Origin of the sequence: Streptomyces jeddahensis (genome assembly GCF_001642995.1) — a bacterium.
GTDB lineage: Bacteria > Actinomycetota > Actinomycetes > Streptomycetales > Streptomycetaceae > Streptomyces > Streptomyces jeddahensis.
In genome coordinates, this window is sequence record NZ_LOHS01000084.1 from 38,597 (window position 1) to 62,605 (window position 24,009).

Annotated in this window: 23 protein-coding genes; 9 read left to right on the forward strand and 14 right to left on the reverse strand. The window is 70.3% G+C overall.

Translation table 11 applies throughout. The features are described from left to right. Positions 1–19 precede the first annotated feature (19 nt). Positions 20–997 carry a phosphotransferase family protein gene (locus STSP_RS17635; protein WP_067278680.1) on the forward strand — a complete coding sequence of 326 codons (978 nt, stop codon included), beginning with the start codon at positions 20–22 and terminating at the stop codon, positions 995–997. 73 nt (positions 998–1,070) lie between these two features. Here the strand turns inward: STSP_RS17635 and STSP_RS17640 are convergent, their stop codons facing one another. Further along, positions 1,071–1,730 (reverse strand): nucleoside/nucleotide kinase family protein, encoded by a 660-nt coding sequence (locus STSP_RS17640; protein ID WP_067278682.1) that lies wholly within the window; start codon positions 1,728–1,730, stop codon positions 1,071–1,073. Positions 1,731–2,024: 294 nt separating this feature from the next. On the opposite strand from STSP_RS17640, the gene STSP_RS17645 reads away from it, so the two are divergent. After that, a complete protein-coding gene (locus STSP_RS17645; protein ID WP_157902851.1) occupies positions 2,025–2,579 on the forward strand; it encodes a hypothetical protein in 555 nt (184 codons plus the stop codon). Positions 2,580–2,733: 154 nt separating this feature from the next. On the opposite strand, the gene STSP_RS17650 is transcribed toward STSP_RS17645, so the two are convergent. Beyond that, entirely contained in the window at positions 2,734–3,693 is a 960-nt protein-coding gene (locus STSP_RS17650; protein ID WP_067278686.1) for a D-2-hydroxyacid dehydrogenase family protein, read from the reverse strand. Positions 3,694–3,998: 305 nt separating this feature from the next. On the opposite strand from STSP_RS17650, the gene STSP_RS17655 reads away from it, so the two are divergent. Then, positions 3,999–4,841 (forward strand): DUF72 domain-containing protein, encoded by an 843-nt coding sequence (locus tag STSP_RS17655; protein WP_078067276.1) that lies wholly within the window; start codon positions 3,999–4,001, stop codon positions 4,839–4,841. Here the strand turns inward: STSP_RS17655 and STSP_RS17660 are convergent, their stop codons facing one another. Further along, the gene (locus STSP_RS17660; RefSeq protein ID WP_078067277.1) at positions 4,842–7,724 is read right to left on the reverse strand and encodes a SpoIIE family protein phosphatase; all 2,883 of its coding nucleotides are present in this window, start codon (positions 7,722–7,724) and stop codon (positions 4,842–4,844) included. 151 nt (positions 7,725–7,875) lie between these two features. Then, a complete protein-coding gene (locus STSP_RS17665) occupies positions 7,876–8,295 on the reverse strand; it encodes an arsenate reductase ArsC (protein ID WP_067278689.1) in 420 nt (139 codons plus the stop codon). A gap of 152 nt (positions 8,296–8,447) precedes the next feature. Here STSP_RS17665 and STSP_RS17670 point away from each other — a divergent pair, with 152 nt between their 5' ends. Together STSP_RS17670 and STSP_RS17675 are read left to right on the forward strand one after the other, a co-directional pair. Beyond that, a complete protein-coding gene (locus tag STSP_RS17670) occupies positions 8,448–8,762 on the forward strand; it encodes an ArsR/SmtB family transcription factor (RefSeq protein ID WP_067278692.1) in 315 nt (104 codons plus the stop codon). A gap of 86 nt (positions 8,763–8,848) precedes the next feature. Then, positions 8,849–9,634: an aquaporin gene (locus STSP_RS17675; RefSeq protein WP_067278695.1), complete on the forward strand. Its 786-nt coding sequence runs from the start codon at positions 8,849–8,851 to the stop codon at positions 9,632–9,634. A gap of 89 nt (positions 9,635–9,723) precedes the next feature. Here STSP_RS17675 and STSP_RS17680 read toward each other — a convergent pair whose 3' ends face one another. Further along, a complete protein-coding gene (locus STSP_RS17680) occupies positions 9,724–10,098 on the reverse strand; it encodes an ArsR/SmtB family transcription factor (protein WP_067278697.1) in 375 nt (124 codons plus the stop codon). 174 nt (positions 10,099–10,272) lie between these two features. Here STSP_RS17680 and STSP_RS17685 point away from each other — a divergent pair, with 174 nt between their 5' ends. Continuing rightward, positions 10,273–11,670: an FAD-dependent oxidoreductase gene (locus STSP_RS17685; RefSeq protein ID WP_067278700.1), complete on the forward strand. Its 1,398-nt coding sequence runs from the start codon at positions 10,273–10,275 to the stop codon at positions 11,668–11,670. Between the two features lie 78 nt (positions 11,671–11,748). Here the strand turns inward: STSP_RS17685 and STSP_RS17690 are convergent, their stop codons facing one another. From STSP_RS17690 to STSP_RS17700, 4 genes are all read right to left on the reverse strand, one after another. Next, entirely contained in the window at positions 11,749–12,237 is a 489-nt protein-coding gene (locus tag STSP_RS17690) for a MarR family winged helix-turn-helix transcriptional regulator (protein WP_067278702.1), read from the reverse strand. 147 nt (positions 12,238–12,384) lie between these two features. Continuing rightward, entirely contained in the window at positions 12,385–13,683 is a 1,299-nt protein-coding gene (locus STSP_RS17695; protein ID WP_157902852.1) for a glycosyltransferase family 2 protein, read from the reverse strand. Position 13,684: 1 nt separating this feature from the next. After that, positions 13,685–13,849, reverse strand: coding sequence for a hypothetical protein (locus STSP_RS39655; RefSeq protein ID WP_198547371.1), 165 nt, complete (start codon positions 13,847–13,849; stop codon positions 13,685–13,687). 166 nt (positions 13,850–14,015) lie between these two features. Then, a complete protein-coding gene (locus tag STSP_RS17700; RefSeq protein ID WP_067279004.1) occupies positions 14,016–15,275 on the reverse strand; it encodes a nucleotide sugar dehydrogenase in 1,260 nt (419 codons plus the stop codon). Positions 15,276–16,164: 889 nt separating this feature from the next. On the opposite strand from STSP_RS17700, the gene STSP_RS17705 reads away from it, so the two are divergent. After that, entirely contained in the window at positions 16,165–17,100 is a 936-nt protein-coding gene (locus STSP_RS17705; RefSeq protein WP_067278704.1) for a hypothetical protein, read from the forward strand. 78 nt (positions 17,101–17,178) lie between these two features. Here the strand turns inward: STSP_RS17705 and STSP_RS17710 are convergent, their stop codons facing one another. The 4 genes from STSP_RS17710 to STSP_RS17725 all read right to left on the reverse strand — a co-directional run bounded on the left by STSP_RS17710 (position 17,179) and on the right by STSP_RS17725 (position 20,905). After that, positions 17,179–17,664, reverse strand: a complete 486-nt coding sequence (locus STSP_RS17710) for a GNAT family N-acetyltransferase (RefSeq protein WP_198547372.1) — start codon at positions 17,662–17,664, stop codon at positions 17,179–17,181. Positions 17,665–17,817: 153 nt separating this feature from the next. Continuing rightward, entirely contained in the window at positions 17,818–18,822 is a 1,005-nt protein-coding gene (locus tag STSP_RS17715) for a Gfo/Idh/MocA family protein (protein WP_067278707.1), read from the reverse strand. Positions 18,823–18,907: 85 nt separating this feature from the next. Continuing rightward, positions 18,908–19,684 (reverse strand): SDR family oxidoreductase, encoded by a 777-nt coding sequence (locus STSP_RS17720; RefSeq protein WP_067278710.1) that lies wholly within the window; start codon positions 19,682–19,684, stop codon positions 18,908–18,910. Positions 19,685–19,726: 42 nt separating this feature from the next. Then, positions 19,727–20,905: a phytanoyl-CoA dioxygenase family protein gene (locus STSP_RS17725; RefSeq protein WP_067278713.1), complete on the reverse strand. Its 1,179-nt coding sequence runs from the start codon at positions 20,903–20,905 to the stop codon at positions 19,727–19,729. A 160-nt stretch (positions 20,906–21,065) separates the two neighbouring features. Here STSP_RS17725 and STSP_RS17730 point away from each other — a divergent pair, with 160 nt between their 5' ends. Then, the gene (locus STSP_RS17730; protein ID WP_067278716.1) at positions 21,066–22,112 is read left to right on the forward strand and encodes a LacI family DNA-binding transcriptional regulator; all 1,047 of its coding nucleotides are present in this window, start codon (positions 21,066–21,068) and stop codon (positions 22,110–22,112) included. A 229-nt stretch (positions 22,113–22,341) separates the two neighbouring features. Here the strand turns inward: STSP_RS17730 and STSP_RS17735 are convergent, their stop codons facing one another. Continuing rightward, complete coding sequence (locus STSP_RS17735) at positions 22,342–22,617, reverse strand: DUF1876 domain-containing protein (protein ID WP_198547373.1); 276 nt, start codon at positions 22,615–22,617, stop codon at positions 22,342–22,344. A 177-nt stretch (positions 22,618–22,794) separates the two neighbouring features. On the opposite strand from STSP_RS17735, the gene STSP_RS17740 reads away from it, so the two are divergent. After that, positions 22,795–24,006 carry a cysteine desulfurase-like protein gene (locus tag STSP_RS17740; RefSeq protein ID WP_067279011.1) on the forward strand — a complete coding sequence of 404 codons (1,212 nt, stop codon included), beginning with the start codon at positions 22,795–22,797 and terminating at the stop codon, positions 24,004–24,006. Positions 24,007–24,009 lie beyond the last annotated feature (3 nt).

The window sequence follows — 24,009 nt, forward strand, 5'->3', positions numbered from 1 at the left end:
ACCCAGAGGTGTTCCCGCAATGCAGAGCCAGACCAAGCGCCGTCTCACCGCCGGTCAACTCGACGCCCTCCTGCGGGAGTCCGCCGGGACCGGATGCCGGCTCGAAGCCGAGCTGACGGACGGTTGGTTCAACGCCGCCTACCGGGTCCTGCTGGACGACGGCCGTCCCGCCATCGTCAAACTGGCCCCGCCCGCCGACGTCCCCGTACTGCGCTACGAGCGCGGCATCATGGCCACCGAAGCCATGGTCTACCGGCGCGCGGGCGGGGACCCGGCCGGCATACCCATGCCCGAACTCCTCTTCTCCGGCGCCGATTTCCTGGCCGTATCCGTGCTCGACGGCACCCCTTGGGACAAGCTGTCCGACGCTCTGCCGGGATCCGCACACTCGGCCCTCCGGCACGAGTTGGGCCGGATCACCGCACAGCTGCACGCACTTACGCCTGAGGACGGCCGCTTCGGCTACCCGGCTCCGGAGGCCGGGCTCTCCGCGCCCGACTGGCGCGGTGCGTTCACCGCCATGGTGGAGGGCATCCTGGACGACGCCGCGCGCTGGGAGTCCCCGCTCGGCATCAGCGCGGCGGACGTACGGGCCCTCGTCGCGGAGGGAGGGTACGCGCTGGACGAGATCACCGAGCCCCGCCTGGTCCACTTCGACCTGTGGCCCGGCAACGTCTTCGTCGACGACTCGGGGGCCCGTGTCACCGGCATCATCGACCACGAACGCGCCTTCTGGGGCGACCCCGCCGCCGAACTGGTCTCCCTCGCCTTCGGCGGTGACACGGGTCCCGACAGCGAACTCGTCGCGGGTTACATCGAGGCCGGCGGCCGGCTCGGCTCCGGCCCCGCCTTCGAGCACCGCCTTGCCCTGTACCGGCTGTACCTCGGCCTGATCCTCGTCGTCGAGTGCGCACCGCGCGGCTACGACGCCGAGCATCTCGCCTACTGCCGGGGGGCCCTGGACGGCTGGGTGAGCGACGTGCGCAAGCTGGGCTGAACAGCGCCCGGCTCGTCGAACGCTGCGCGTCCGTACAAGCCGTACGAGCCGGGGCCCTGGTGGGCGCAGGTGATCAGCCCGGGCCGGGGCCGCACGGAGCAGGCAGGGCGGCCGTGGGGACGATCAGGTCGGCGCGGTGGCGGCTTCCGGCGACCAGGTCGGCGTTGCGCTGGTCGGTGCCCACCACCCAGGCCACCGCGGCCTGGTGGTCCTTGCCGAACTCCTCATGCCGGGAGACGAGGCGGCGTACGCGCTCGTCCTGGTCGAGCTCGCAGTACCAGACCTCGTCCAACTGGGACCGGACACGCGCCCACGAGCCCTCGTCAAGGAGAAGGTAGTTGCCCTCGGTGACGATCAGACGGGCGGTGCGCGGCACGGGGATGCTGCCCGCGATCGGCTGTTCCAGGACCCGCTCGAAACCCGGCGCGTAGACGATGCCGTCCTCCTCGTCGCGCAGGCGGCGCAGCAGCGCGGCGTAGCCCGCGGAATCGAAGGTGTCGGGCGCGCCCTTGCGGTCGCGGAGGCCCAGGCGGTCCAGCTCGACGTCGGCGAGATGGAAGCCGTCCATCGGCACATGAGCGGCCCAGGGCGGTCCGTCGGCGTTGAGCCGCCGGACCAGTTGCTCGGCGAGCGTGGTCTTTCCGGCGCCCGGGCTGCCGGTGATACCGAGGAGCGCGCGACGGCCCGGCCGTACGAGGGACGCGGCCCGGGCGAGGAGGTCGTCGAACGTCATGAGCGCGGGCCGCTCGCCGCGGGTGGGCGCCGCCGTTCGCGATCGTGCTCGTGCTCGTACTCCTCGATGGTCATGGGGTCAGTGTCGCGCCGCGCACGTCGGCTGAGAACACCGGGGTCGGCTGGGGCGCCGCGGTGCTCCATCTGGCTCAACGTGCTCCCTGCGCTCCGGGACCCCTCCTCGGTTCGCCCGTTACACAAGTGCGGAAGACCGGGCCGGCTGATGCCGCCCGGCGGCACAGGAATGCACAGAATCGCGTACGAGATGGCGGGTTGATCGTTGAGAACGGAAACCATGAAGGCAGGGGCAGTCGAGGCGTGGGCCGCGGCCGGAGGGGAGCGTACGACTGCCGGTCGTCGGCGCGCCGTAGCGGCGGCGACGGCGGTTGCGGCGTTGAGTGTCGCGGGGGTGGTCGGCTGCGGATGGGAGGCGTCAGGTTCGGACGGCCGGAACGGCGGCGGGCTGACGGCGGGGGTGTCGGAGTCGGTTTCCGCCGGGTCCTCTTCGTCCTCGTCGACGGACTCGATCGACTCGACGAACTGGCCGGACTCGCCGGGCTCTGCCGCGTTGGGCGCCGGCGACTCCCATGTGGAGGCCTGCTTCGACGGGACCTGCGAGATCACGGTGTCGGAACCCACGGACATCCCCGTCGACAGCCGCTTCGGGATCGACTTGGTCTCCGTCACCCTGGTTACGCCCGACACGGTGTCCATGCGGGCGACCGGCAACGGCAACTCGTTGCGGACCACGAGCGGCACCGGCGGAATCTCCATCCTCAACGGGCTCACCATCAGGGTGAAGTCGGTCGCTGACGGAACTGCCGTTCTCGCCTTCTCGGCCAGAATCTAGAACCCGCAGGGGATGAGAGGGCCAAGGACCCGCCCGCTTCTCGCGGACCCTGATTGCGCGGTGCACGGTGTCGCTCCGCTTCTCCGCGTCTCTTGGATGTGGGGTCCTTGGCTCCACTTTCATTGGACCACCAGTGGGCCGTACGCACCAGGCGTCAGCCGAGAACGCGTACCGGCGCCCCGGCGAGGAAGGCCTGGATGTTCTCGACGGCCTGGCTGTAGTACGTCTCGTAGTTCGCCCGGGTGACGTAGCCCAGGTGCGGGGTGGCGAGCAGACGGGGTGCCGAGCGCATCGGGTGATCGTCGGGCAGCGGCTCGATGTCGAACACATCGACCCCGGCCCCGGCGATGCGGCCGTCCCACAGGGCGCCGAGCAGCGCGTCCTGGTCGACGATGGCCGCGCGGGAGGTGTTGACGAGAAAGGCCGTCGGCTTCAGGAGGGCCAGCTCGGCGGGGCCGATCAGGTTGCGGGTGCGGTCGCTGAGCGCGAGGTGGATGGAGACGAAGTCGCTGCCGGCGAGCAGCTCCTCCTTGGAAGCGGCCAGCTCCACGCCGACCTCGGCCGTGCGCTTCTCGGTGAGGTTCTGGCTCCAGGCCACCACCTCCATGCCGAAGGCGAGTCCGACCTGGGCCACTCTGCTGCCGATCTTGCCGAGGCCGAGCAGACCGAGCCGGCGGCCGTGCAGATCGGCTCCCACGGTGCTCTGCCAGGGGCCGCCGTCCCGCAGCGCGTTGTTCTCCGTGACGATGCCGCGGGCCAGGCCGAGCAGCAGCGCCCAGGTCAGCTCGACCGGGGGCGTCGAGGAGCTCGCGGTGCCGCACACGGTCACGCCGCCCGCTTTGGCGGCGGCGTAGTCAATCACGGAATTGCGCATCCCGGAGGCGATCAGCAGCTGCAGGCGCGGCAGCCGCGAGAGCAGCGAGGCGGGGAAGGGCACGCGTTCCCGGAGAGTGACGACGATGTCGAAGTCGGCGATGGCCGCTGCCAGTTCGTCCTCGGTGGCGAAGTGCTCCGCGAAGGTGACGACCTCCACGTCATCCGCGATGGGCGACCAGTCGGCGACGGCGGTCGCGGCGCGCTGGAAGTCGTCGAGCACGGCGCAGCGAAGGGGCATGGCGTTCTCTCCAAGGCTGGTGTCGCTGGGGTTGCTTACGGCTTACGGCTTACGGGCGGCGGCTCCCTGGCCGGGGCGAACGGTTCCGTCGCCCCGTCGGCCCGTCGTTCCGGCCCCGGTGATTCTCACCGTTCCGGTCCGGCGCGGACGAACGGCGGGTGCGCTGGCACCCGACTCACCCCTTACTGGGGTCGAGCCACGAGGTCATCGTCGGAGTCTGGCACACGGTCCCCTGGGTGCCCAGAGCACCGATTCAGCGGCCTGCCGGGCGGCCGGCAGGGCGGCGGGCGTGCTCTGATGGATGTATGCCCGTGTTCGTCGGCACCTCCGGGTGGCAGTACCGGGACTGGCGCGGAGTCCTGTATCCGGCCGACCTGCCCCAGCGGCTGTGGCTGGAGGAGTACGCGGCGCAGTTCGCCACGGTCGAGATCAACAACGCCTTCTACCGGCTGCCTACGCCGGAGACGTTCGCCGCATGGCGGGAGCGTACGCCGGAGGGATTCGTCATCGCCGTCAAGGCCAGCCGCTTCCTGACCCACATCAAGCGCCTGCGGGACCCCGAGGAACCGGTGTACCGGCTGATGAGCCATGCCGCGGGTCTCGGCGACCGGATCGGACCGGTCCTGCTGCAGCTTCCGCCCACCCTGCGCGGGGACCCCGCACTCCTCGACGACTGCCTCAGCCGCTTCCCGGCCGGTACGCGGGTGGCGGTCGAGCCCCGCCATGACTCCTGGTGGACACCTGAGGTCCAGGCGGTGCTCGAGAACCGCCGTGCCGCGCTGTGCTGGGCCGACGTGGAGGCCCGGCCCACCACGCCGCTGTGGCGCACCGCCGACTGGGGCTATCTGCGCCTCCACGTCGGACGGGCCAAGCCGTGGCCCCGCTACGGGCGGCAGTCGCTCCACACATGGGTGCGGCGCCTTGCCGACGCCTGGCCGGACACGTGTGACGTCCATGTGTACTTCAACAATGATCCGGGCGGAGCCGCGGTACACGACGCCATCCTCTTCGCGCGCACCGCGACGGCCGAGGGCATGACCGTGAGCCGTACCCCGCGGCGCCTGCCGGCACGGACCGGGACCGGCACCGCCGCACGGACCGGGACCGGCACCAGCGCCGAAGAAGGCAGCGCGGCCGGCGCCGCGTGACTACACCTGGGGCAGCGGCTGCTCCGCCCAGATGATCTTGCCTTCGGGCGTGTAGCGGGTGCCCCAGCGTTCGGCGAGCTGGGCGACCAGGAACAGGCCGCGCCCGCCTTCGTCCGTGGTAGCGGCGTACCGCAGGTGCGGTGACGTGCTGCTGGCGTCGAACACCTCGCAGATCAGACTGCGGTCGCGCAGCAGACGGACGCGGATCGGTTCACCGCCGTAGCGGATGGCATTGGTGACCAGCTCGCTGAGCAGCAGCTCCGTCGTGAACGCCATGTCGTCCAGTCCCCACTCGGCAAGCTGCCTGACGACCGAGGCGCGCACCTCCGCGACGGACGCGGGGTCGGAGGGCACGTCCCATTCGGCGATGCCGTCGGCGTCCAGGGCGCGGGTGCGGGCGACGATCAGGGCGATGTCGTCGCTCTGCCGGGCCGGCAGCAGGGCGTCGAGAACCGCTCGGCAGGACTCGTCAGGCGACCGGTCCGCCCCGGCCAGCGCCGAACGCAGGAGCTCGAGGCCGACGTCGATGTCGCGGTAGCGGTCCTCGATGAGCCCGTCGGTGTACAGGACCAGCTTGCTGCCTTCGTCCAGGACCAGTTCCACAGCCTCGAACGGCAGTCCACCCAGGCCGAGCGGCGGACCGGCGGGCACCTCGGGGAAGTCGACCGTGCCGTCGGGACGGACCAGCGCGGGCAGGGGGTGGCCGGCCCGGGCGACGCTGCAGCGCCGGGATACGGGGTCGTAGACAGCGTACAGACAGGTGGCGCCGGTGATCGTGGCGCTGCCGCCCGCCGCGGCCTCGTCCTGGTCGATGCGGCTGACCATGTCGTCGAGGAGACCGAGGATCTCGTCGGGCGGCAGGTCCAGAGTCGAGAAGTTGTGCACCGCTGTGCGCAGCCGGCCCATGGTGGCCGCGGCGTGCAGTCCGTGGCCGACGACGTCGCCCACGACGAGCGCGACGCGGGCGCCGGGCAGCGGCAGGACGTCGAACCAGTCGCCGCCGACCCCCGCCTGCGCCGGCAGATAGCGGTAGGCGACGTCCAGCGCGGTCTGCTGGGGCAGATTGCGCGGGAGCAGACTGCGCTGCAGCGTCACGGCCATGGTGTGCTCGCGGGTGTAGCGGCGCGCGTTGTCGATGGAGACCGCGGCACGGGCGACGAGCTCCTCGGCGAGTGCCAGGTCGTCCTCGTCGAAGGGCTCCGGTTTCGCCGAGCGCCAGAAGTTGGCCACCCCCATCAGCACGCCGCCTGCGCGCAGTGGGACGGTGACCAGCGAGTGGATGCCGAAGTCCAGAACCCGCGCGGCGCGTTCCGGGTCCTGAGCCCGCCACCCGGGCGCGGACTTCAGGTCGGGCTCGAGGACCGCCTGCCCGGTTCGGAGGCCCTGGGCATGGGGTGTGGAGTCGACGACCCTGATCCGCTCGCCCACCTGGTAGAGGGGGGCGTCCTTCCGTATGCCGCTGAACGCGGTGCGGCGCAGTTCGGTGATCGCGCCGTCGGGCTCGTCCCCGTTCAGGACGGTGTGCGTCAGGTCCACGCTCACGTAGTCCGCGAAGCGCGGCACGGCCACCTCCGCCAGCTCCTCGGCCGTGCGGGTCACATCCAGGCTCGTGCCGATGCCGACTCCGGCGTCGTACAGCAGTTTGAGGCGTTCGCGGGCCACCTCGGCCCTGCCGGACAGGGCGCGCAGCTCGGTCGAGTCGCGCAGCGTCGCGACGCTGCCACGCGGGCCTCCGTCGCGGTCCGTGGGCCGGTTGTTGACCGCGAGGAGACGGTCGCCGACCAGGTGCACCTCGTCGGTGGCGACCCGCCCGGAGGCCAGCAGCCCGGCCGTGCCGGCGTCCAGGCCGAGTTCTGAGACGTGCCGGCCCTCGGCGTCCTTGGGCAGGTCGAGCAGCCTCTGCGCCTCGTCGTTGGCGAGCACCAGCCGGCCCTCGCCGCTGAGGATGATCACGCCTTCCCGGACGGAGTGCAGCACCGCGTCGTGGTGCTCGTACATCCGGGTCATCTCGTACGGGCCGAGGCCCCGGGTCTGGCGCAGGAGCCGTCTGCTCACGAGTGCAGTTCCGGCCGTGGCGAGGGCGAGGGCGGTGCCCGCGGCGGCGAAGAGCATCGGCATGTGCTCCTGGACGTATCCGCCCACGTGGGCGGTCGTGATGCCGGCGGACACAAGACCCACGACCTTGCCGTCGGTGTTCTTGACGGGAACGGTGGCCTGCACCAGCGGGCCTATGGTCCCCGTGATCTCCTCGGTGACGGGACGGCCGGCCAGGGCGGGGGCGATGTTTCCGACGAACCTCTTGCCGATCCTGTCCGTCTTGGGGTGGGTGTAGCGGATCCCGTCGGTGTTCATCACGACGACGAAGTCCACGTGCGACAGTTTGCGGGCCGCCTCCGCGCGCGGCTGGAGCAGCGCGGTCGGGTCGGGGGCGCCCAAGGCCTCGACGGTCCCCGGCGCGTTGGCGAACGTCTCCGCGACGGCGAGCGAACGATTCCGCGCCTCTTTGCTGCTGTCATGCCGTACCTGCAGTACCAGCGCCACCGCCGCGGTCACGACCAGCAGCAGCACGATCACCACATGCAGGATGAACACCTGGCCGGCGACGCTACGCCTGCTCAGGGCCGACCGCAGCCTCGCGGTCCACGGGCGCCTGGGGCCACCGCCGAGGCCGCTGTCCTGTCGTCCGCCCTGCTGTCCAGCCCGTTGTTCGACTGGGGACGGTCGGTGCGGTTTCTGCCGGTCCCGCGGCGTCTGCCGGGACCGCTGCCGGGGCCCTTCGGGTGGGTCCGCCAGTCGCAATGCGACCTCCGGTCTGCGCGCTGAGCGCAGACCGGTGAACGTGAGGCCCGACTGGGCCCAGGATCGACCCAAGAGTCGGACCATAGGCCATGTCTACACTGCCCCGGTCCCCAGAGGCGAGCCGCATCACGTTCTGTAACAAAAGGGCGATCGGGCCGACGCGCCAGGGTTGTGGTTCGGTAACCCCGAGTGATGGCGCCGCGGCAGCCGTCGGTCACTGTTCTGACGTGGCGTGTCACTGCTCCGACGTGGCGTCGAGCTCGGCGATCAGGGCTTCGACGCGGGTCCTGATCTCGTCGCGGATCGGGCGCACGGCCTCGACGCCCTTGCCGGCGGGGTCCTCCAGTGCCCAGTCGAGGTACTTCTTGCCGGGGAAGACCGGGCAGGCGTCCCCGCAGCCCATGGTGATGACGTAGTCGGACGCCTGCACGGCCTCGGTGGTCAGCACCTTGGGCCGCCGGCCGGAGATGTCGACGCCGACCTCCTTCATCGCCTCGACGGCGGCCGGATTGACCTGGTCGGCCGGGAGGGACCCGGCGGACCGGACCTCGACGCGGTCCCCTGCGAGATGGTCGAGGAATCCGGCGGCCATCTGCGAGCGCCCGGCGTTGTGGACGCAGACGAACAGCACGGAGGCGAGCGGGGTGGAGGACATCGGCTCTTCCTGGTCTGGTCTGGGGACAGCTGTGTCAGAGGCTGGTCTGAGCTGTGTCAGCAGATTGGTTTCGGCTTCGTCGGCTCACGCGGCTCTGCTGTCCGCTCATGCTGGTGTGGTATCAGTTCACGCTGATGTGACAGTATCAGTCCATGCTGACGTCAGTCGATACTGAGTTGATGCGGGTGCTGGCCGACCCGTTGAGGCTGAAGATCGTGTCCCTCCTCGCCCGCGAGACCCTGTGCACCACGCACCTGGTGGAGGAGACGGGCGCGCGGCAGACGAACCTGTCGAACCATCTGCGGGTGCTGCGCGAGGCCGGGGTCGTGGAGACGGAGCCGTGCGGGCGGTTCACGTACTACCGGCTCAGGCCGGAGGTCATCGCCTCGCTCGCCGACTCGTTCGCAGACCTGGCCGCCAGCGCCCGCGCCACCGCCGAGAGCGGTTCCAAGCGCGCCTGCCCCTGATCCCGCGTCCCCGCCTCGGCCCTCGCCCTGTCCATCACCCCTTCGTCGTCCCTCGCCCCCTTGATCCGCCATACGAGGAGCCTCTAGTGACCACCACCGACTCCCTCTCGGAGGCCGCGCCGGAGCGCACATCGGCCGCCGTGCCGCAGGGCGAACCCGGTGAGACGCCGCCGCGTACGCCGCTCGCCCGGCGGGCCGCCGCCGAGTTGGTGGGGACGGCTGCCCTGGTGGCCGTCGTGGTGGGTTCGGGCATCCAGGCCACCCGGCTGAGTCAGGACGTCGGGGTGCAGTTGCTGGCCAACTCGATTGCCACGGTCTTCGGCCTCGGCGTGCTGATCGCCCTGTTGGGACCGGTGTCGGGGGCGCACTTCAATCCCGTGGTCACGCTCGCCGACTGGGTCACGGGGCGGCGCGGCGGCTCGGGAGTCACGGCCCGCGAACTCCTGGTCTGCATACCGGCACAGATCGTGGGAGCGATCGGCGGGGCCGTCCTGGCGAACGCCATGTTCGCCGAGCCCGTGGTGACGTGGTCGGCCCACGAGCGCTCCGCCGGGCACCTGCTGCTTGGCGAGGTCGTCGCCACCGCCGGGCTGATCCTGCTGATCTTCGGGCTGGCCCGCACCGGCCGGCTGCACTTCGCGCCGGTCGCGGTCGCCTCGTACATCGGCGCCGCCTACTGGTTCACGTCGTCCACGTCGTTCGCCAATCCGGCCGTGACGATCGGCCGGGCCTTCTCCGACACCTTCGCGGGCATCGCTCCCGGCTCGGTGGCCGGATTCATCGCCATGCAGCTGGTCGGGGCGGCCGTGGGGCTGGCCCTGGTTGTCCTTGTGTTCGGTCGCTCGGGTGACGGGCAGGACATCGACCGCTGATCAACCGCCGAGAGCCTTGCCGGCGCGTGGCGGTGCGGCCCCGACGCCATGCCGGCGCCATGACCGGAGGGCGCACGCGCCGGGCTGGGTCAGTTCAGGGCGGCGGACGTGAGCAGCCGGCCCATCGCCGCCAGTACCGACGGCTCGACGCGGTAGTAGACCCAGGTGCCGCGCCGTTCCGAAGTCAGCAGCCCGGCCTCCTTCAGCTTCTTCAGATGGTGGGAGACGGTCGGCTGGGAGACGCCGACGTCGGAGATGTCGCAGACGCACGCCTCGCCGCCCTCGTGTGAGGCGACCAGCGAGAACAGCCGGAGCCGGACCGGGTCGCCGAGCGCCTTGAACATCCTCGCGGTCTGCTCCGCCTCCTCCGCGGTCAGAGGCCGCTCGGTCAGCGGCGGGCAGCAAGGCGCCACGGCACCTGCGGCCTCGGGGTCCAGTATCGGCAGCACCTTGAAATTCGACATACGTCTATGTTGACACACGTCGAATCCGCGGAGCCTTCTCGTTGCGGCGGACGCCTACGGGCACCTTGGACCGCCAATTCGATCGGTGTCTATGTTGACGGTTGTCGATACAGATGCCATGCTGGCCGCGCAGGACATCGACAGATATCGAAACAAGCGCCCGGGGAGCCAATCGTGAACGCGCCCGCCACCACCGAACTGCCCGTCCTCGTGATCGGTGCCGGCCCCATCGGCCTGGCGGCCGCTGCCCGTCTGATCGAGCGCGGCCTTGAACCCCTGGTCCTGGAGGCAGGACCCGCCGCGGGCGCGTCGGTGCGGGAGTGGTCGCATGTGCGGCTGTTCTCCACCTGGGCGGAGCTCGTCGACCCGGCCGCCGAGAAGCTGCTCGCACCGGCCGGCTGGGTCAGGCCGGACGGCGCGACGTACCCGACGGGCGGCGACTGGGTGACGGGATACCTCCAGCCGCTGGCCGACGTCCTCGGGGACAGGGTTCGTTATGGCGTGACCGTCACCGGCGTCGCACGGGCGGGGAGGGACCGGATTGTGGACTCGGGTCGCGAGGCGCAGCCCTTCACCGTCCACCTCACCGCCGCCGACGGCACCGAGCAGCGGATCACCGTCCGAGCCGTCGTCGACGCCTCCGGCACCTGGACGACGCCCGGCCCGCTCGGTGGCGACGGCCTCCCGGCGCTCGGCGAGAAGGCGGCCGCCGACCGGATCTCCTACCGCATCCCCGACCTCGACGACCCTGCCGTCCGCGCCCGTTACGCGGGCAGGCGCACCGCGGTCGTCGGCTCCGGCGCCTCAGCCTTCACCACCCTGGTGGCGCTCGCCGATCTGGCGAAGAAGGACGGTGACGGCACACATGCCGTGTGGATCCTGCGCCGCGGGATCAGCGGGTCGACGTACGGCGGGGGAGAGGCCGACCAGCTGCCCGCCCGCGGTGCCCTCGGCCTCGCGGCGAAGGCCGCCGTGGATGCGGGGCACGCCTCCGCCATCACCGGCTTCCGTACCGAGGCCATCGAACGCGGTACGGACGGCCGCCTGACGCTCGTCGCCGAGGGCGGCCGGCGCACCGAGCCGGTCGACGAGGTCATCGTGCTCACCGGGTTCCGTCCCGACCTGTCCTTCCTATCCGAGATCCGCCTCGGACTCGACGAACGTCTTCAGGCCCCGGTCGCACTCGCGCCGCTGATCGACCCGAACGTCCACTCCTGCGGCACGGTCTACCCGCACGGCGTGAACCAGCTCTCCCACCCCGAGCAGGACGTCTACCTGGTCGGCATGAAGTCCTACGGCCGCGCCCCCACCTTCCTCGCCATGACCGGCTACGAGCAGGTCCGCTCCGTCGCCGCCGCGATCGCCGGAGACCGCGAGGCCGCCGAGCGCGTGGAGCTCACGCTGCCCGAGACCGGCGTATGCGGCGGTGCGGGACTGTTCGACGATCCCGAAGCCGAAGAGCCGGCCGCCGGACGGGGCGGCGAGAGCGGCGGCTGCTGCACGGCGCCGCCCGCGCTCCAGCTCGGCGTGAGTGCGCCCGCCGCCACGGGTGGTTGCTGCGCCGCCACGTGACGGTGAGCGGCTCCCTCAGCTCAGGCGGGCCAGGCGGGGGCGGCGCAGGTATCGGCCGCCGCTTCATCTGGTGACCCGTCAGTCCCCTTCGGGAAGGTTCAGCTCGCCGTCGGCGGCGAGATGGTCGAGCACGCGCTCGCTGATCTCGGTGAGGATGGCGAGCTCCTCGGGCGACAGAAGATCGATGAAGTGCTCCCGCACGTTCGCCACATGGCTTGGTGCGGCCTGCTCGATGGCCCGGAGGCCTTCCGCGGTCAGGGAGACCATGGCGCTGCGGGCGTCGTCGGGATTGGGTTCGCGACTGATCAGGCAGCGCAGCTCCATGCGGCGCAGCTGGTGCGACAGCCTGCTCTTCTCCCACAGGAGGCGACAGCGCAGCTCGAGCGAGCTCATCCTCCTCTCGGGATGCTCCGACAGCACCACAAGGATCTCGTACTCCGGTTCGGACAGCCCCCAGTCGCGCAGCAGCTGCTGGTTGAGCCGGGCTCCCAGCAGGCGACGTGTGCGTAGATACGCGCGCCAGGCGCGGCTCTCCTCGGCGCTCAGCCACCGGGGATTGTCTGCCATGGCCGTGATCGTACGAGGTCGATTGTTCTGTACCTGGTGTGCCGTCCCAGCATGGCGGCCCGATGACGTCAGATGGACGCACAGCGAGCCGGCTGCCGTGAGAACGCACGCCACCGCTCGGCGCTGGCTGCTGGTTGGATTCCGAGGTCAGGTCCGTTCTGCGACCGGCGTGGGGACCGATGCCTTGCGGGTGCCCCAGTGCGTGGTGCGGGCCTGGGTCAGGGCCCAGTACATGGCGGGGCGGACGACGAGCAGGTTGAGCAGTGTCACCAGGGGTGTGAGGAAAAGCCAGGCGGTGATCTTCTGGCCTGCTGACAGCTCGGGCCGCAAAGCGGCGTACATGCCTGTTTGGGCGTAGGTCATGATGAGCCAGTAGCCGAGCCCCTGAAGGAACAACAGCTTGTCGTCGGTGTGGTAGGGCAGTACGAACAGGACCCAGACGTACAGGATGGGCATGGTCGCTGTGACGACCAGGCCGTAGAGCCGGAAGAACAGAGGAGCTGCGGAGAAGTTCGTCAGCTCCCACCCGACGTACCGCCAGTACGACTTGAACCACCGGACCCGCTGGGTGAACAGTTCGTTGAGGTCGGTGGGCATCTTGCTGTAGACCCACGCCTCGTTGACGGCCACCACCTGGCCACGCTGGAGCGCGTAGTGGGTCAGACGCCGGTCGTCGCCGGCTGTCCCGGAGCTGACGTAGTCCTCAAGGTTTTCCAGGACCAGCTCCTTGCGGTACACCGCCAGGATGCCGGAGGTGGGGGCGACGGCCCCGACCTGCGAACGCGCCATCCGCGTGACCAGGCACCAGGTGACGATCTCGACGTCGATCACTCGGGTCAGCAGGTTGTGCGCGTAGTTCGAGACGAGGGTCAGCCCGGTACACGCCTGTACGCGAACGTCCGACATCGCCTTGAGGCAGTGCCACAGGCCCATACGGTGCACGATCGAGTCGGAGTCGACGGTCATGACGAGGTCGTACGTCGAGGGGTCGACGTGGCGCAGAACGTAGGCCTGCGCCTCGCGCTTGCCGGCGTTGTCCTGGCGGTGCCAGGTGACCAGGGGATGCTCGAACGGAACCACGGGAATCCCGGAACCGTCGTCGACGACATGGATGGCGTCGGGCGGACGTACCTGGTTGACGAGCGCCCAGACGGTCTTGTACAAGGCCTCGGGCGGCTCGTTGTACGCCGGGACGATGGCGAGCACGCGTCCGTCATGGGCGGGCAGATGGGTAAAGCTTCGGCCTTTCACCACCGCCGCCAGTGAGTAGACCAGGACTGCGGTGATGGCGCAGTAGAAGACCAGCGCGGTTCCCCAGGGCTGGGTGCTCCACCGTATGTGGTAGACGATGGTCCAGGCGGTGGCCGCCACGGCGGCGGCCACACAGACCCAGGTCTGCCACGGAGCATGCAGGCCCCGCTTGGACTTGCGGTGTCGCTCGGGCACGTCAGGCACGCTCTCGCCTGTGCCGGGTGACGGCCCGGTAGGTGAAGGCACCGACCAGGATGAGCGTCACCGCGACGGCCAGTATCCAGTCCAGCGTGACGCTCACACCGAACAGCGTGAGGGCGCCTATGCCGGTTCTGGCGAGCCCTCCTTCGTCGTAACCCATGTGAGTTCTCCCCTCCCTGCGGCTCGAGGCCGCTTGATCTTCTTGTGGTTCCGGCGGACGGCCGGCGCGCAGTGGGCACCGCGGCCCCTGCGTGCGATCCCCCCGCCGCGGCTGTACCGGGGCGGCCGCGCCGCACGCGCCCGCCCCTGCCCGCTGTGCGCGAGTGTCAGAGCAGCTCGACGTTGGCACCGGCGGGAACCGACCGGCGAGTGTCGAAGACGTAGGCGGCGTGCTCCCGCACCAGCTGCATGTCGAACTCGGGGTGGTCGGTGAGGACGATCACTGCGTCCGCCGCCGCGACGATGGCCGGGTCGAGGTTGTTGACAAGCCGGACATCGGGCAGGGCGTGCCACTCGGAGACATGCGGATCCACGACGAGGAGCTCGGCTCCCTTGGCGCGCAGCAGATGCACGACACGCGCGGCGGGGCTCTCCCGTACGTCGGAGGTGCCGGCCTTGTACGTGAGGCCGAGGACGGTGACGTGTGCTCCGTTGAGTGCCTTGCCGCGGGCGTTGAGGCCGTCCTGGAGGCGCTGCACCACGTAGGCCGGCTGCTGGTCGTTGACCTCGTTGGCCAGCTCGATGAACCGGAAGCTCTCGCCCAGCTCCTGCTTGACCTGCCAGGAGAGGTACACCGGGTCGATCGGGAGGCAGTGCCCGCCCACGCCGGGTCCCGGCCGGAACGGCATGTACCCGAAAGGCTTGGTGCTCGCCAGGTCAATGGCGTCCCACACGTCCACGCCGAGGAGATTCGTGAACTTGGCGAGCTCGTTGAGCATGGCGATGTTGACGTGCCGGAAGGTGTTCTCCAGGACCTTGGCGAGTTCCGCTTCGCGCAGGCCCTTGGCCGGGATCGTCCGGTCCACGATCAGGTCGTAGAAACCCTTGACCTTCTCCAGGCACCGGGAGGTCAGGCCGGACACCACCTTGGGGGTGTTCCGGAAGTTCCACGTCGCGTTGCCCGGATCGATGCGTTCCGGGCTGAAGCCGACGTGGAAGTCGGTCCCGGCGGTCAGGCCGGAGCGCCGCTCCAGGATCGGGACAAGGACCTCCTCGGTCGTCCCCGGATACGTCGTGGACTCCAGGACCACCACAGCGCCGCGGGTGATCCAGGGGCCCAGCATGTGAGCCGCGCGCTGGACGTAACTGAGATCCGGGGCACGGTCCTTGAGCGGCGTGGGTACGGTGATGATCGCCACGTCGAAGGCCCTGGCCTGAGCCATCGAGGCCGCCGTCGCGTAGCGTCCGCTGTTCAGAGCCGCGCGGATCCGCTCGCTGGGAATGTCCTCGACGTACGAGTCCGACGCGTCCAGACGGTGTCTGCGACGGTCGTCGGGTTCCAGACCGATGACCTGGTGACCGGCAGCCACTGCCTCCATGGCGAGCGGCAGACCCACATATCCCTGACCGAGCACGACGACGCGCAGAGAACTCGTCGTGCACGTGTCGGGCGGTGGGGCGAGGACGGCGGCACCTGCCGGGACGCTGTCCGCGGGTACGAGATGAGATTGTTGCATGAGACGTGACTTCCCCCCTTGCGACCGCGGTCCGCTCCACAGGCGGAGGCGCGGAGTCCTGCTGTGCCATGCCGGTGAGGTTGCGGTCCATGTCGACCGCCGGGCAGGGCACGGTGAGCCGGCCTGCGTTCGGCAGGCGGCGCGATGGTCAAGCAGAGATGACTGGCCGTCGGCCGAAACCGCCACGGTGGTGACGCTTCAGGATCGACGACCTGCCAGAGGCGTGATCGCGCTAACGCGGCCGGTGCAGGTCGCCGCGTTCGACCCTCGGCCCGAGGGTGCTTGCGCTGTGAAGGCGGTTCATGTGTTCCCCCCGATTGCCGTGACGGCCCCCTGTCGCGCGGGCGCTCGTGGCGTCCGGTGCGACAACCCATCACCTATGACACAGGTCCTCGAGGGGCGTGAGTGAAGCGCGTCCCTCGGGGCCACTGAATGTAGCTCAAGTTCTGGAGAATGTGGTGACTGTGTGATGAAAATGTGAAGTCCAACGTTGGTTGCAGAGGGGGGCGTTGGGACCAGGGCGCGTGCGTCCACCCTGTGCGACGCCCTCGCCGAGCGCCGCAGCCGCGTCGGCCATCTCCGGCGCGGCTCGCGCCGGCGTGGGCTCCACCGGAGGGACGAGAGTCAGATATGAGACATGTTCGTAGGAAAAGGGCAGACTCGTGCCTGTCAGGTGGGTATCTAGGTGCAGGCGATCAGCAATGGATCTTGGATCGGCCGTGGGCCGTGGGCCGTGGGACGGGCTGTGGATCTGGGATCGGCCGTGGGTGTGGGATGAGCCGTGGATGTGGGATGAGCCGTGGATCTGGAGAGCATCGAGGCTGAGCTGTACGGGCTGGCGCCCGAGGACTTCATCGCCGCCCGCGACCAGTACGCGGCCGCCGCCCGAAAGGAGAACGACCGGCCGCTCGCCGCGAAGATCAGTGCGCTACGGCGCCCCACGCTGGCGGCATGGGCGAGCAATCTCCTCGCGCGCGCCGAGCCAGAACAGGTGGCCGGGCTGCTCCGGCTCGGTGAAGGGCTGCGCCAGGCTCACGAACAACTCGACGGTCCCCAGCTGCGGGAGCTCAACCGGCAGCAGCACGGTGTGGTCGCTGCGCTCGCCCGGCAGGCCCGGCTGCTGGCGGCCGAGGCCGGGCATCCGGTCGGTGAGGACGTTCAGCGAGAGCTCGAGGAGACCCTGCACGCGGCGCTCGCCGACCCGGAGGCCGCACGGCACTGGGCTTCCGGCCGCCTGACGAAAGCCCTCCGTCCACCGGTCGGCACGCAGTTCTTCGCGGGCACCGAGACTGACGCTGCCGCCACGGCCGGGACCCGCAGGAAGCCCACTGCCGCCGAACCGGCCCCCACCGTCCGCCGGGCTCCTGCTCGGGACAGTCAGGTACCGACTGCCCAGGAGGCCAAGGAACGGCGCCGCCAGGAAGATCGGCGCCAGAAACTCGTCCATGCCCGCCAAGAAGCCGAAGGCGCGGAGCAGCGAGCACGCCTGCGTCAGGACGAGCTCAGGCAGGCGGAGGCACGGCGCGAGCAGGCAGAGAGGCTGCAGCGCGAGCTGGACGAGCGGGTGGCCGAGCTGGCCGAGGAGCTGAAAGCGGCGCAGGAGCGACAGCGTACGGCCCGGAGTGACCTGGACGCGGCACGACAAGAGGCCGCCGAGGCGGGCCGGATCGCTCAGAAGGCACGCCGCGACGCCCAGACCGCTCGCGCCCGGGCCGAACGTCTCGAAGGCTCGTGATCGCGCGACGCGAGGAATCGGAGGGGAGACTCCCCGGTCCCGCGAGTTCCCGGCCGCCCGAATCCCTCAACCCCGTGATCAGCCGTCCCCACGCAGCACGAGCAGGACGTGCTCGTCCTCGCCATGCCACACCGACTCGGCGCGCCGGAACCCGCACTTCTCCAACAGGCGCACCGAGCCGGTGTTCCCCGCGAAGGGGTCCGCGTAGAGCGGGCGGACTGTCTCCAGCTGCAGAAACAGCGTCAGCGCCGCCGTGCCGACACCCCGTCCCCAGTACGGCCGCCCCAGCCAGTAGCCGATGAAGCGCCGGTCCTGCTCCCACCAGGCCACGACACTGCCCGCCGTCTCCCCGCCGACGGTGACCGTCTGCACGAAGACGGTGGGATCACCGAGGACCCTGGTGGCCCAGTGCTCCATGAAGGCCTCGCGGGGCTTTGGCGTGAACCTCGACCGCCGCACCGCCTCCGCCTCGTGCTCGTACTCGAAGAACAGCTGCAGATCGGCCTCCCCGACATCCCGCAACCGCACGTCCACGACCTCTTCGGACCGCACATCGTCACTCATGGCGGAGAGTCTGGCATCGAGCACTGACATCCGGTCCGCTAGAAGCTGCAGTGCCTGTCGCCGGGGGATAACGGCCGGTCCGCGGCCCGTCATCTCCCGGTCGCCGGGCCGGCACGCGGCCGGTATCCCCGGTCGCCGGGGCCGGTGCGGCCGTTATCCCCGGCGCACCTCCTCCATGCGTACGGGACGGTGCTCGTGCAGCGACAGGGTGCAGGCCTCCGCGATCAGGCTCGCCTCGATGGCGTCGGCCACGGTGCATGGGGACGGCCTGGTTCCCGCGACCACCTCGGTGAAGGCGATGAGTTCGGCGCGGTAGGCGTCGGCGAAGCGGTCCATGAAGAAGTGGTGCGGCTTGGCGGCCGGGAAGGTGGCCCCGGGCTCGACGGAGCGCAGCGGCAGCTTGTCCTCCAGACCTGCGGCGATGCTGTCCTTCATGCCGTGGATCTCCAGGCGGGCGTCGTAACCGCGCGGGTTGTGCCGGGTGTTGGAGACCAGGGCCAGCGTGCCGTCGTCCAGGGTGAGGATGGCCGATGCGGTGTCGACGTCCCCGGCATCGGCGATGTAGTCGGCGCCGCGGTTGGACCCGGTCGCGTACACCTCCACGACCTCCCGGCCCGTCACCCAGCGGACGATGTCGAAGTCGTGGACGCTGCAGTCACGGAAGATGCCGCCGGAGACGGCCACGTACGCGGCGGGGGGCGGAGCCGGGTCCAGGGTCGTGGACCGGACGGTGTGCAGCAGGCCGAGTTCGCCGCTGAGCACGGCCTGCCGGGCCGCCACGTATCCGGGGTCGAAGCGTCGGTTGTAGCCGATGTGGACCTCGACGCCGCTGCCCTCGACCGCCCGCAGCACGTCGAGGCTCTCCTCGACGGTGCGCGCCACCGGCTTCTCGCAGAAGACCGGGATTCCGGCCTTGACGGTGGCGAGGATCAGCTCCGGGTGCGCGTCCGTGGCGGCGGCGATCACGACGCCGTCGACCCCGGCGCCCAGGACGGCCTCGGGGGAGTCCACCGCGGTGGCCCCGAAGCGCTCCGCGGCGGAGGCGGCGGCCGCGGCCACCGGGTCGGTGACCACGAGGGAATTCACCGCATCGAGCTGGGACAGGGTTTCGGCGTGGAAGGCGCCGATCCGGCCGAGGCCCATGATGCCTATACGCATGAGATGTTGCTCCTTCAGCCCGGTCGGGCGGTGCACTGGTGGTTCAGTAGTGGTTCAAGGTGTGTCGTCGGTGGCTACGGTGGACTCAGTCCTGGGCGCCGACGACGTTCTGGTCCCAGTCGATGACGGACCCGGTCACGACGCCGCTGCGGTCGGAGAGCAGGAAGACGACGAAGTCGGCGATCTCGTCTGGCTGTCCCAGCTTGCCCATGGGCAGACGACGGGCGGCCTCCTCGCGCCAGTCGTCGCCGGCGCCGTGGAACTCGCGCTGAATGGCGTCCTCGCCCTCGGTCTCCGTCCAGCCGATGTTGAGGCCGTTGATCCGGATACGGTCCCAGCGGTGCGCGTGGGCGGCGTTGCGGGTCAGTCCGGCAAGACCGGCCTTCGCGGCGGAGTACGGCGCCAGGAAGGGAGGCCCGCCGTGCGCGCAGTTGGAGCCGATGTTGACGATGGCGCCCGGCGCCTTACGGGCCACCATGTCGGCGACGGCCGCCTGCATCGCGAAGAACGGCGCCCGCAGGCTGATCGCCATGTGCGCGTCGAACAGCTCCGGAGTGGTCTCGAGGAGCGAGCCGCGGGAGGTCAGACCAGCGGCGTTGACCAGGCAGTCGATCCGCCCGTGTGCGGCGACGACCTGCTCGACGCTGCCGCGCGCCTGCGCGGGGTCGGCCAGGTCGGCCCGTACGAAGGAGATCTTGGTCCCCGCCTCGGCCAGCTCCGCCACGAGGGCCTCACCGACATCGGCGCGGCGCCCCGTGAAGACGACGTCGGCGCCCTCGCGGGCGGCCGCCCGCACGATCGCCGCGCCGACGCCCTGGCTGCCGCCGTTGACGAGGACGACCTTGTCCTCAAGCAGTCCCATGAATGCGGGTTTCCTTTCAGCTCTACCGGTCAGCTCTGCCGGTCAGCTCTGCCGGCGCTCGGTGCCGGCCTGCAGTTCCTGGCGCAGCCTGTCCGGGCTCCAGCCCTCGTTGAGCGCCTGCCATACGGTGTCCGCCTGCGACGGCGGGGCCAGACCGTCGACCGGCGGGTCGAGGTCCAGGTTGGTGGGGAAGGGATAGCCCTCGGCCGAGGCGGCGACCACACGGCGCAGCCACTCCTCGGAGGCACCCTCGGCCTTGCGGCGCAGCAGCACCGGGAACAGCGCGTTCGCCATCGCCTCACGGTCGACGGTCTCCATGGCACGACCGAAAGCCGAGTTGATCTGCAGCAGGTTCGCCATGCGCCTGATGTCCGCGGACCGGTTGTGGCCCGCCGCGTGGAAGAGCGCGGGGTTGAAGAAGACGGCGTCGGCCTTGGCCAGGGGCAGCTGGATGTGGTGCCGCTCGAAGTAGTCGATGAACTCATGCCGTCGCCAGGCGAGATAACCCGGCTCGTACTTCTGCGAGTGGGGCAGATACAGCGTCGGCCCCGACTCCACCGGCATGTCGCAGTGGGCGACCGCGCCCTGCAGGGTCAGCACGGGGGAGAGGCGGTGTACGTGTGCCGGATAGGCGGCCGCCTGGTCCTGGGACAGGAATCCGAGGTGGTAGTCGCGGTGCACGCTCTGGGCCGCACCGCCCGGGTTGACCACGTTGATCTGCGAGGTCACCTGGTAGCCAGGGCCGAGCCAGGCGTCCGCGATGAGCGCCAGCATGTCGTTGGCGTAGTAGTCGGCGAACACCTCGGGTGACCGGACGGCCATCTTCTCCAGCGCGTTCCAGACCCGGTCGTTGGCACCCGGCTGGGCGAAATGATCGCCGCGCGCCGTGCCCGCCGCGCGTTCCTCGTCGATCAGTGCCTGGAAGGCGGCGGTCGCCCGGTCCACGATGTCCCCGTCCGTGAACGCGCGCTGGAGGACGACGATGCCGGGGCCGTCCAGCAGGGCCCGGACCAGCTCCGCCTGGACCGACCGGCGACCGTCCCGAGTGGCGGCGAGGTCACGCAGACGGGCCGAGTCGTACAGCAGGACGTTCTGCTCGACAGCCTCGGCGGACGGATAGTCGCCCACCGCGGTGCTCTGCCCGACCAGGGAGCGCAGGTCGTCGAGGCTGCAGTCGTCCTCACTGAGCCACGCCCGTGATGCCGTAGCGGTGGGGAGCATCGGCGGGTCCTTCCGAAGCGGTGCTGTTTCCGTCAGTCTTGAGAACCGGTGCCCATCACGCAATGAGCAGACATCCATCAAAAAGCCATCATTCAGAGACATCATTCCAAGCCGTCATTCGAAGCCGTCATCCGAGACAGGGACGAGACAGGGAACAGCCATGGCACACCCGTACCCGATCAGGGAGATCGCCCGGCAGGCCGGCCTGAGCACGGCCACCGTCGACCGCGTCCTCAACAACCGCGGCGGCGTCCGGGAGAGCACCGTGCGGGAGGTGCGCCAGGCCATCGCGGACCTGGACCGGCAGCGGACGCAGGTACGCATCGGCGGCCGCACCTTCATGATCGACATCGTGATGCAGACGCCGGAGCGGTTCTCGTCGGCGGTACGGGACGCCCTGGAGGCCGAGCTTCCGGCCCTGCACCCCGCGGTCATGCGCTCACGCTTCCACTTCCGCGAGACCGGCCCGGTGTCGGAACTGATCATGACGCTGGACCGGATCGCCAAGCGAGGCTCCCAGGGCGTGATCCTCAAGGCCCCGGACGTACCCGAGGTCACCGCCGCCGTCAGCCGGCTTGTCGCGGCGGGCATCCCCGTGGTCACGCTGGTGACCGACCTGCCCGGCAGCGCACGCAGCGCCTACGTCGGCATCGACAACCGGGCCGCCGGAGCCACCGCCGCCTATCTCCTCGGACAGTGGCTCGGCGACCGCCCCGGCAGCGTCCTCGTCACCATCAGCCACGGCTCCTTCCGCAACGAGGAGGAGCGCGAAATGGGCTTCCGCAGCGTGATGCGCAGCGCCCACCCCGGGCGGTCACTGGTCGAGGTCACGGACACCGACGGGCTCGACGCGACCCAGCGGGACCTCGTCCTTGAAGCGCTCAAGCGGGACGAGACCATCAACGCGGTCTACTCCATCGGCGGCGGCAACGCCGCCACGCTCGACGCGTTCCAGGCCCTGGACCGCGAGCTCGCCGTCTTCGTCGCCCACGATCTCGACCACGACAACACCCGCCTCCTCCGAGAGCGGCGGCTCTCCGCCGTACTCCACCACGACCTGCGCCAGGACATGCGCCGCGCCTGCCAGACGATCATGCGCGCGCACCATGCGCTGCCGGACGAGGGCCCGTTCCTGCCCTCGGCGATCCAGGTGGTGACGCCGTACAACATGCCGCCGGGCAGCGCGAACATGCCGCTCGCCGGGTGAGGACCCGCCATCCCGTGTCGGGACGGCCTCACGCCCCGCGCCCCGCTGTCAGGCGTTTCGCGCCGGACCGCCGCGCCGGACCGCCCCGCCCGTGCGGCCGCGCATACGCCGGGCCGTGAGAGTGGACGGCCATGCCGTTGCCCCGTCCCGTGGTGTGGCAGGCGGACCGGTCCGCCTGCCACACCACGGGACGGGTATCACGCCCGTACCGACGTGGCGCCAGGTCAGGTCAGGGGGTCAGCGGGTGCGACGTCCTGCCCGACGCCTCGTCGATCTCGTCGTGCGCCTTGGTCAGCAGCTTGGTCGCCATGTCGTTGAGTGCTCTGGCTCCTGCCACCTCCTCGCCGACCCTCGGCTGGTTCGAGTCGGAGGGGTGGCGGCTGGCGTATCCGTGGGACCGCACCTCGCTGCCATCCGGGAGCCGCACGAGGCCGGCGGCGCGGGTGTGGTGATTGTCCTCCTCGAATTCCAGCTCGACGTGCCATCCGACGGGGTGTTGCATCATCACGATCACCTCCGGAACCGCTGATTCCAGGGTGCGCCTGCGGGCCCGCACTTGCACGACGTGCGCCGGTCTGCATCGGATATTCGGATATACCGTCGTCACCAGCTGACCTGACCGCACTACCTGGGCATGCGCTCCCAGGCCCGACAGGAGTTCCTCGTGACGGACGAGACCACCATGTACGACATCGCCGCGATCCGCGCACAGTTCCCCGCCCTCGCGGCCGGAACGGCGCACTTCGACGGGCCCGGCGGTACGCAGACTCCGCTGCCCGTGATCGAAGCCGTCACGAACGCGCTAGTACAGCCGCTTTCGAACCGTGGCGACGGGACGCCGGGGGAGCGCAACGCCGACACGATCGTCACCGAGGCCCGCCAGGCGATGGCCGACCTGCTGGGCGCGGACCCGTCCGGGATCGTCTTCGGCCGCAGCGCCACACAGCTCGCCTACGACTTCTCCCGGACCCTGGCCAAGACGTGGTCGCCGGGGGACGAGGTGGTCGTCACGCGCCTGGACCACGACTCCAACATCCGCCCGTGGATCCAGGCCGCGGCGCAGGCAGGCGCCACGGTCAGGTGGGCGGACTTCGACCCCGCGACGGGCGAACTGACCCCCGACGACATCCGCGCCGTCCTCTCCGACCGGACCCGCCTGGTCGCGGTGACCGCCGCATCGAATCTGATCGGCACGCGCCCCGCGATAGCCGAGATCTCCCGTCTGGTGCACCAGGCCGGCGCGCTGCTCTACGTCGACGGCGTCCACTACACCGCCCACACCCTTGTCGACATCGAGCGGCTCGGCTCCGACTTCTTCGCGTGCTCCCCGTACAAGTTCCTCGGCCCTCACCTCGGCGTCCTCGCCGCCCGGCCCGCGCTCCTCGAGCCCCTGCAGCCGGACAAGCTGCTGCCGTCGACGAACGCGGTTCCCGAACGCTTCGAGCTCGGCACCCTGCCGTACGAGTTCCTTGCGGGCACCCGCGCCGCCGTCGACTTCCTCGCCGGACTCGGCGGACTCGGCGCGAACGCCGAGCGGGGCCGCCGGGAGCGCCTCGCGTCCGCGTTCGCAGCGATCGAGGAGCACGAGGACACCCTCCGCGCGCAGATCGAGAAGGGGCTGTCCGCCTTCGAACAGATCACGATCCACTCCCGGGCGGCCGAGCGCACCCCCACCCTGCTTCTGACCTTCGACGGCCACAGCACGACGGACGCCTACCGCTACCTGGCCGAGCGCGGCGTCCATGCCCCCTCCGGCTCCTTCTACGCGCTCGAGGCGTCCCGCCGGCTCGACCTGGGAGACACCGGCGGCCTCCGTGTCGGCCTCGCCCCCTACAACGACGCGGACGACGTCGAGAGGCTGCTCGCGGGCCTCGCGGACTTCCTGAACTCCTGAAGC